The organism is Streptomyces sp. NPDC060205 (genome assembly GCF_042728395.1).
Lineage (GTDB): Bacteria > Actinomycetota > Actinomycetes > Streptomycetales > Streptomycetaceae > Streptomyces.
Window position 1 is genome coordinate 22,264 of the sequence record NZ_JBHWZP010000088.1, and the last position, 8,982, is coordinate 31,245.

General features: G+C 70.4%; 6 protein-coding genes. All 6 read right to left on the minus strand.

The window, feature by feature from the left end:
- Window positions 1-170: 170 nt before the first annotated feature.
- Window positions 171-4,115, minus strand: a complete 3,945-nt coding sequence (locus ACFWGJ_RS17820; RefSeq protein ID WP_387325230.1) for a lipopolysaccharide biosynthesis protein — start codon at window positions 4,113-4,115, stop codon at window positions 171-173.
- Entirely contained in the window at window positions 4,108-4,917 is an 810-nt protein-coding gene (locus ACFWGJ_RS17825; RefSeq protein ID WP_387325233.1) for a polysaccharide deacetylase family protein, read from the minus strand. The genes ACFWGJ_RS17820 and ACFWGJ_RS17825 overlap by 8 nt, the downstream gene beginning before the upstream one ends.
- The gene (locus tag ACFWGJ_RS17830; RefSeq protein ID WP_387325235.1) at window positions 4,914-6,026 is read right to left on the minus strand and encodes a glycosyltransferase family 2 protein; all 1,113 of its coding nucleotides are present in this window, start codon (window positions 6,024-6,026) and stop codon (window positions 4,914-4,916) included. The genes ACFWGJ_RS17825 and ACFWGJ_RS17830 overlap by 4 nt, the downstream gene beginning before the upstream one ends.
- A complete protein-coding gene (locus ACFWGJ_RS17835) occupies window positions 6,023-6,835 on the minus strand; it encodes a glycosyltransferase family 2 protein (RefSeq protein ID WP_387325237.1) in 813 nt (270 codons plus the stop codon). Before ACFWGJ_RS17835 ends, ACFWGJ_RS17830 begins: the two co-directional genes overlap by 4 nt.
- Before the next feature lie 433 nt (window positions 6,836-7,268).
- A complete protein-coding gene (locus tag ACFWGJ_RS17840; RefSeq protein WP_387325243.1) occupies window positions 7,269-8,363 on the minus strand; it encodes a GNAT family N-acetyltransferase in 1,095 nt (364 codons plus the stop codon).
- A 10-nt stretch (window positions 8,364-8,373) separates the two neighbouring features.
- Window positions 8,374-8,820, minus strand: coding sequence for a hypothetical protein (locus ACFWGJ_RS17845; protein WP_387325238.1), 447 nt, complete (start codon window positions 8,818-8,820; stop codon window positions 8,374-8,376).
- Window positions 8,821-8,982 lie beyond the last annotated feature (162 nt).

Here is an 8,982-nt window from a genome sequence, read left to right on the forward strand (position 1 = left end):
AGCCGGTGGGGGCGGGGCGGGTCGTGTGTCGGCTGCGGGCCGGTGGGGGCTTGTCGCGCAGTTCCCCGCGCCCCTAAAAACCAAAGACTGCGCAGTTCCCCGCGCCCCTAAAAGCCAAAAGACTGCGCAGTTCCCCGCGCCCCTAAAAGCCCCGCGCCCCCAACGGTGGCTCAGGCCATCGTCAGGAACCTCTGGATCAAGGACGCCAGCAGCAGGGCCAGTAGGGGCAGCGAGAACCAGAACGTCGCCTGCAGCCACAGGTGCTGCCGCACGCTCGGGCGTGCGGCCACCCGCACTACCTCCCGCGTCGCGAGCAGCGCGATCAGTGCGACCGCCGCGAGCGCGCCGACCACCGACCACGGCGTCCAGGTCACCTGCGGACCGATCGGGCCGGGGTCGGCCTTGGCGACCTTGCCGCTCGGCTGCTGCCGCAGCGCGTACAGGGACACGTCCTCGTTCACAAAGACCTTGCGCAGCTCCTGCCGCGCGTCGAGGTTGCGGATGAGCCGGTACTCGTACGTCTTCGAGTAGCCGATGTCCAGCTGCAGATAGGTCACCTGGCTACGGTTGATCATGAGGTACGAGTTCGGGCCCGCGTCCTTGAGCGACTTGACCAGGCTCGACACCAGCACGGGATCGGCGGGCGCGAGCGTCGGTACGTAGTTCACCTTCTCCATGTCCCGGGTGCCCCACGGCATCGCGGGCGTCACGTTGTTCACCGTGTCGTTGCTCAGCCACAGCACCCGTGTCGTGGGCCTGTCGTGGGCGTACACGTACTCCATCGCGGCGACCTCGCCCGGCCTGATCCGCTCGAAGGGCTCGTTGCCCCAGCGGGCCACGAGGAAGCCGCCCATCAGGACGAGGCCCGCCATCAGCGCGGCGAGCGGCGCGAGGCTCACCCGGTCCTTGTCCCGTTCGTCCGCGGTGACGCCGGTCCGCGGGAAGAGCGCGAGGCCGGCGAGCAGGGCCGCGCCCGGCAGCGCGAACATGAAGACGCGCAGTGCCATCTCGCCGCCGTACGACTGCAGGCCGAAGCCGAGGAACGGGACGAAGGTGAGGACGAGCAGCGACCGTTCGCGGTACTTGTGGTCGCGTCGGCGCCACCAGCCCCAGCAGGCGAGCGCGAGCACACCGCCGGCCAGTGCCACGCGTGCGTAGAGGACGAGTGTGTGGGACGAACTGCCCTCCCCGATACGGCCGGAGACCGAGGACGAGACGTTGTCGCCGACCCCGCCGACGCCACCGAACAGTTCGCCGAAGTGCCCCGACCAGTACGGCTCGGCGAGGAAGCCGATCCATACGCTGACCACGACGGCGAACAGGATCGGCAGCCCCCGCAGTTCTGAGCGGCCGGCCAGGACGAGGACCGCGAGGACGCCCAGCATCACGAACGGCGTCAGCTGGTGGGCCGGCACGGTCGCCATGAACAGACCGATCAGCACCATGAGCAGCACGGCCCGTTCGCGCCGGCCGGTCGGCTCGACCTCCAGTTCGCCGGGCCGCATCCTCGTCCACAGCACCCGTGGCGCCCGGAACCACACCAGGAGGATCGCCACGAAGACGAGGTAGAGGAGGTAGGTGAAGCCCTGCGGGGAGAAGTAGTCCTGGCCCACCCAGCCGCTGAGCACGAAGATCCAGATGCCGGTCCACTGGGCGCGCCAGCTCGCCCGCATATGGCGTACGAGCAGGAACAGCGGTGCCAGGTACAGGAGTTGCATGGCGGTCGGCCACCAGCGGATGACCTCGGTGAGGTCGTCGATCCCGCAGGCCTTCGAGAGGAAGGCGGCTGCCGCGAAGAAGCCCGGCCAGCTCCAGCGGGCGTCCAGGTCGGGTACGGCCGAGCCGGTCCGGTCGATGTAGTCGATGAAGCCGAGGTGCTGCCAGGCCGTCGCGAACCGCGGCTCGGTCTCGATCACGGCGGGCAGCGCGTGCAGGGACACCACGGTGGCCAGCAGGGTGACCATGAGCAGTGCCTTGTGCTCGCGCCCGAGCCACAGCAGCGAGGCGAACACCAGGACCAGCAGTCCGGCCCCGGCCAGGGTCGCCGTGGGCAGGACGGAGATCAGACCGAGCCCGCCCATCCGGTCGAGATCGCGCTCCCCGAGCTCCGACGCCGGCACCCAGTACAGGACGAGCGCGGCCGTCAGCAGAGAACCGAGCAGCACCCCGAGCCGGGTCGGCCGCAGCCGCTGCCATCCGGCGGCCGGCGGCTCCGCCGGTCCGGGCCCGTCCGCCTCCCGTACGGCTCCGGACGCGCCGCCCGTGCCGGACGCGCCTGCCTCCCGTACGCCGTCCACTTCCTCGGGAACGCCGCCGACCGGTGGGTCGAAGGGGGCGTCCACCTCGATCTCGGACGGGCTGAGGGACGTCTCCGAGCCCGGTTCCCGCCGTTCGACGGGCAGGCCCAACTCCAGCCGTGAGGCGGGGAGCTGTTGCGGGGGAGTCTGCGGAGTCCGCAGCGCCCAGGTCGGCCGGTGGTCCGGCCGGGGTCCCCGCGGGCGGTCCGGCCGGTCGACCGCGGGTATCCCGGCGGGCGGTGTCCCGGGACCGGGTCGTACGTCCGGCCGTCGCTCCAGGTGGTCGAAGTCGAGCTGGACACCGAGCGCCAGCGTGTCCGTGTCCAGGCGCTGCGCCCAGGCCGGACCGCGGCCCTTCCTCGGCCCGTCCTTGCGTGCCCCGTCCTTCCCCGGCCCCTCCTCCTGCGGGCCGGGCACCTCGCGGGCGCCCAGGTCCGCCAGATCTCCGTCGGGCGCCGCGTCCCCGCCGGCTTCCCCGGGCTGCGCGGTCATGACGATCCGGTAGAGGCGGGGAGCGGCGAGCAGCACGATCACCGCGAGACTGGAGATCTCCGCGACACCCGCGCCGGTCAGTCCCATGCGGGGCAGCAGGATCACCGTCAGCCCGAGGACCAGGACGCACAACAGGCCCTGCAGCCAGGCGAGTCCGGAGGTGCGGCTCTGGGCGCGCAGCACCGCGAAGTACGTCTCCATGACGACCCGCAGCACCGCGCCGACCGCGAACCAGCGCAGCAGCGGCGTCGCCGCGTCCGCGTACCCCTGGCCGAACACGCCGAGGATCCAGGGCGCTCCGAAGAACAGCACCCCGGCCACCGGCAGCATGATCCGTGCCATCCGGCGCAGCGCCGCCCGGGTGTTCGCGGCGAGCCGTGCCGGGTCGTGCGAGCCCTCGACGGTCAGCGAGGCACCCATGTTGATGGCGAGCAGGTTGATCGTGCCGCCGATGGTGGTGGTGATGTAGAAGTACGCGTTGTCGGCGGAACTCACCTGCGAGGCCACGATCACCGGGACGAGGTAGACGACGGCGAGCGAGAACAGCGAGCCCGTGTAGTCGCCGGCCAGGAACCGCCCGATCTCCCGCAGGGTGGGCGGCTCGGCGCCCTCGGCGGTCGCCTCCACATGCCGGGGGACCAGCCGCCGGAACACCAGCCAGCCCAGCGGCAGCACGGACACCGCGATGGCCGCGACCCACGACACGAAGACACCCATGGTCGGGATCGCCGACGCGAACGCCACGAGCAGCGCGAGCTTGACCGCCGAGAACACGGTGTTGCCGACGGGCACCCACAGGGCGCTGCGCAGCCCGGTCAGCACACCGTCCTGGAGGGTCAGCACCGACCAGGCGACGACCGACAGGACGAAACAGATCCCGATGAGCGGGTCGTGCAGGAAGCGGTACGAGGATCCCCAGAGCCCCAGCGTGAGCAGGAAGACGCCCGCGGCCAGCGCCACGACCACCGAACTGCCCGCGTAGGTACGGAAGATGAGCCGACCGGTGCCGCGGCCCGCCACCGGGATGAACCGGGCCAGGGCGCCCGTGAGCGTCACCGCCGTGAGGCCCGCGAGGAGTTTCATCGCGGCGATCGCGGCGGAGCCCTGGCCGACCGCGGACTCGGAGTAGTAGCGGGCGGCGGCCAGCCAGAAGCCGAGCCCGAGGACGGCCGAGATACCGGTGTTCAGCATCAGGGCGTAGGCGTTCCGGAACAGCTGGCTGCCGCCGGGCGACGGACCCAGCCGGGGCAGGCGCAAACGCCGCCCGGACCGCTCGGGTGGATCGGGTACGGGGGTGTCGGCTTCGGCCGTGGTCGTGTCAGACACGGGAACGGATGGCCTTCCGGCGAACCTGTCGTGCTCTGCGGACCATGGAGTACCCCTTGGTGAGGGCACGGTCCCTGGCGAAGATACGGGTGATCGCGCGGCCCTCGACGAGCCGCTCGAACTCCCCGATCCCGGTGCTGCGGCGCACGGTGACCCGCCGCAGCGCGTACGGTCCCTGGCGGCGGCGCGCGAGAGCGTTGCCCACGGCGAGCGACTGGGTGAAGCCCGCCTCGCGCACGGCCCGGCGCACCCGGCGGCTGGAGTAGCCGTACGGGTACGCGAACGACGCCGGGAGCACGCCCAGTTCGGCGGCGATGATCTCCCGGCAGTGCCGCAGCTCGTAGCGCAGCGCGTCGTCGGGCAGCTGGTCCAGCTGCGGATGCGTATGGCTGTGGCCGCCGATCTCGACCCCGGCGGAGGCCAGTTCGCGCACCTGGTCCCAGTCGAGCATGACGTCCAGGCCGCCCCCGGTGTCGTACTCCCCGCGCAGCCAGCCGGTCGACACGAACAGCGTGGCCGCGAAGCCGTGCCGGGCGAGCACGGGCAGGGCGTGCCGGTGCACGCCCTCGTAGCCGTCGTCGAAGGTGATCAGCACGGGGCGTTCCGGCAGTGGCGCCGAGTCGCGCCAGCACTCGGCGAGCAGCGCGGTGTCGACCGGGGTGAAGCCCGAGCCGCGCAGCAGCGCCATCTGTTCGGCGAACGCCTCGGGTGTCACGGACAGCGCGCGGGTGGCGTCGTTCGGTGCCTTCGCCACCGCGTGGTACATGAGGATCGGCACGCGCGGCTCGGGTGATCCACTCATGGCTCGGCCCCCTCGGTCCGCTCGATCGCGTCGGTGCCCCCGGTCCGGCTGTTCCGCTCGATCGGGAGCGCCGCGAACGTGGTTCCACCCCTGCGCGCCCGGACGCTCCCGAGGGCGTACCCGCCCGCCGCCGTCACCACCCCGGCGACGATGGCGGCGGCCCGGCCCGCGCCCCCGGGGCGCGCGAACAGGGCGTCGCGCAACCCGCGCGCGACCCCGGCGGGCAGGACGCGCGTGGTGTAGCGGCGCTCCGACTCAAGCCCCTTGCCCGCGCCGACGCTCCGGGCGACCAGGGCCTTGGACAGACCTTCGGCGTACGTACGGGTGCGGAAGTACGCGAAGTGCTCGCGTGCCTTCGGCACCCGGTGGTGGATCACCGCCCGGTCGTCGATCAGCAGGACGGCGTCCGGCCGGGCCCGGGTGAGCCGGATGCACAGCTCCGTCTCCTCGCAGCCCAGCGGACGTCTGTCGCCGTCGCGCCCGATACCGGTCGCGAAGCCGCCCGCCGCGTCGAAGGCGGTACGGCGGAACGACGCGTTGCCGCCGAGCACGTTGCGCACCCGGACCCGGCCGGGCGGCAGCCCCTTGTACGTGCAGCCCACCACCCAGTCGAACTCCGCGGGGAACCAGACGGGCCGGCGGCCCGACGCCCAGATCGGCATCGTCCGGCCGCCGACCGCCATCACCCGCGGATCCGCGTACCCCTCGGCGAAGTGGCGCAGCCAGTCGCGCTCGGCCACCGCGTCGTCGTCGAGGAAGGCGATGACGTCACCGCGACAGGCGGCGATACCGGTGTTGCGGCCCGCGGACAGGCCACGGGGGCCCGCGTTGGCGAGCACCCGCACCTCCCCGGTCCTCTCGCGCCCCTCGTGTTCCTCGTACTCCCCGTACTCCCCGTACTCCTTGTACTTCCCGTGCTCCTTGTACTTCCCGTGCTCCTCGTACTCCTTGGACAGCCGGTCCAGGAGCGTCTGGTTGTGGTCGACGACCAGCAGGATCTCCCGCGCGGGCCGGGACTGCGCCCGCACCGAGGCGACCGCCGCGAGAATGTCCTCCCAGCGGTCCTCGGTGTAGACACAGATCACCACGGAGATGTCCGGAGCGTTCAAGACGTTTCTCCCGCACCGGAGTTGAGCGTGACCGCGTGCGGCCGGCGACGCAGGGAGCGCCGGTTGGAGCGCTCCTTGAGGATCACCTTGAGCACCCGCAGCCCGTCGCGCACGGCCCGCAGATTGCTCGCGCCGTGGATGCGTACGTACTCGTGGCTCGGTATCTCCTGGACCTTGAGCCCCGCCTTGACCACCCGGATGTTCATCAGGGTCTCCACCTCGAACCCCGTGCAGTCGAGGTCGATCTTGTCCAGGCAGTGCCGCCAGAACGCGTTGTATCCGTAGCAGAGATCGGTGTAGCGCGCGCCGAACTTGCGGTTGACGACCGTGCACAGGGCCCAGTTGCCGAGCTTGCGGATCGGTGTCATGTCGTCCGTGCCACCGCCGTTGGCGAACCGTGAACCCTTCGCGAAGTCGGCCCCGGAGACCAGCGCGGAGACGTAACTGACGATCTCGTGACCGTCGGCCGAGCCGTCCGCGTCGACCATCACGATGATGTCGCCGGTGCACGCCTCGAAACCGGTGATCAGGGCGTCGCCCTTGCCCTTCCCGCGCTGCCCGACGACCTTGACGTCGGGCCACAGCTCACGGGCGACCGCCACGGTGTCGTCGGTGGAATTCCCGTCGACGAGCACCACTTCGTGAATCCACTGCGGAAGCGTCTTGAAGACGAACGGAAGATTCTCCGCCTCGTTCATGGCGGGAATCACGATGCTCACCGGAGGCGCTATGGCCAGGTGAGTTGATATGGGCCGGTACGTGCTGGCAGTGATCTGATCCTGAATACGACCTTGAATCTGACCTTGCATCGCATTCTGGATCGGATCCTTGACCCGATCTTGTTCCGAATCCGCCGGGCGCAGAAAAGAAGTCATTGAGTCTGGTCCCTCTCGTCCGGTGGACCGCCCGCCCCTGGGCGGTCCGGTTCTTTGTCCGGTTCGAAAGGGGGGTTTCTCACTCACGGCATGCCGAAATAGAGCTCCGTTCATGCCGGGTGAGCTGGCATAACTGGCCGACTGTCTGGGTCGGTCTCGCGGCAGTGCTCGGCACAATTGCGGTCACCGAGCACGGCACCCCCCTACCGCGCCCCGCGCCGGGCCCTCGTCGCGATCTTGAGCCCTCCCCTAGATCGCATATGCACTGATGGACCGATGCGGGTGAGATGTACGACGGTATTGATGATTGAGACGCTATGGCAAGACCTGGAACATGGCCTCACGTTTTTGTTGTTTTGGCCGTTACTCAACCGCCCGAACGGATCTTCCCCATCCGTTTGAGCATCCTGTCGGCCGGCTCGAACAACTCCGGCCTCCCCAGCACCGCATTGCGCAGAGCGCGGACGGGGGCGCGTCGCGCCCGGTGTCCGAACGCCACGGGATGGCGGCGCGCAACCCACCCTTCGGACACGGTGAGTTCCCGTGTCTTCAGGGAGTCCTTGTATTCCTTCTGGCCCCGGCCGAGATCCAGATAGGCGATGCCGTCGGCGGCGGCCGCCTCGGCCATGCGCACATGCAGGATCAGTCCGGGGGAGTATTTCGAGAACGCCGGGTCGTACGCGGGGAACCAGCACGCCAGCACCCGCTCGGAACGCAGTCCGAAGTGCGCGGCGATCGGCCGGCCGTCGGCGTAGAGCACCGACAGGAGCCCGGCGAACGAGTCGGAACGGCTGTGGAAGAGCTGCTGTGCCAGCCGGGTGATCCAGTCGTGCGCGAAGCGGTCGCTGCGGCCGGTCCTGCGGTACTGCGCCGACTTCCAGCGCATCAGCGTGCTCAGCACCTCGGGGTCGCGCTCGTCGTGCACGTACCGCATGTCCGCGTGGTCGCGGCCCAGCCTGCGCTCCTTGGCGAGCGTGGTCCGGGTGAACTTGGGTGACTGGGCGCGCAGCTGGGTCAGATAGGCCTCGTAACCGCGGTCCACGTCGATGACCGGGGACGGGAAGGTGCCGGAGGCTCCTGCCTCGAACGGCGTCTGCCCGCCCGCCAGATGGTCGAACTCCCACACGGACAGGCCGCAGGCCCGCAGCAGCTCGCGGGCGTCCCAGGTGAAACCGGGGCGGTGGACCAGCCCCTGGCAGTCCGAGATGCCGAGACCTATCGCCCGGCCGACGCCCGCGGCGGTGGTGTGGAAGGGGAAGAACGCGGCGGGTTCGCCGTTCTCCCTGATGACCGCGATCCGTACGCCGCGCCGGCAGCGGCCCACGGCAAGCGTGAACTCCGGGGACAGGAACGGGTTCGCGAGTTCCGGTGTGTCGTGCAGGTGGGCCTTGGACTGGAAGGCCGTCCACGCCGAGCGGTCGGCGGAGGTCAGTTCACCGGGGCGGTACACGCTGATGTCCACGTCGTCCACGTCAGGAAACCCGTCTTCTCGCCGTACGGCCGCGCAGGCGCCGTACCAGGACCAGCAGAAGAATGAGGGAACTGAGTGCGGCCACAGCCGCGATTCCGCCCGGGACCGACCACCGGTGCACGGCGAGCATGCCCTGGGCGACCAGAAGATTGACAGCTACCGCTGCCGACAGGGACGCGAGGACGCGGCCGACCGGTTCCAGGTTCCGCAGGGCGGTCGCCACGGCGGCGGCGGGGGCGGCGAGCAGGAAGAAGAGCGTGAAGGGGGCGCGCAGGGGGGAGTCGATGTCGGCGAGGGCCAGTACGGCACCCACGCCGGCGGTTGTGGTGGCCGCTCCCGCGAGCAGGGGGAGCAGGTCCCTTGCCGGGGTCCGCGCCTGTCGTAACCGCTCGTCGCCGTCCTGGTCGGCCGGGTCCGATGATGATGACTTGATACCTATGGTCTGCATGGGCGACTTGCCCCCTGAAGCGCCGGATGCCGGGCTTCAATGTCGCGCAGCTGTCCGGGAGCAGTCAAGCCCTGTGGCGGCTGCCGGCGTTCGAATGGGGGTTGTCGTTCGCCCGCGGGCCGGTGGGGGCTGGTCGCGCAGTTCCCCGCGCCCCTTCAGGGG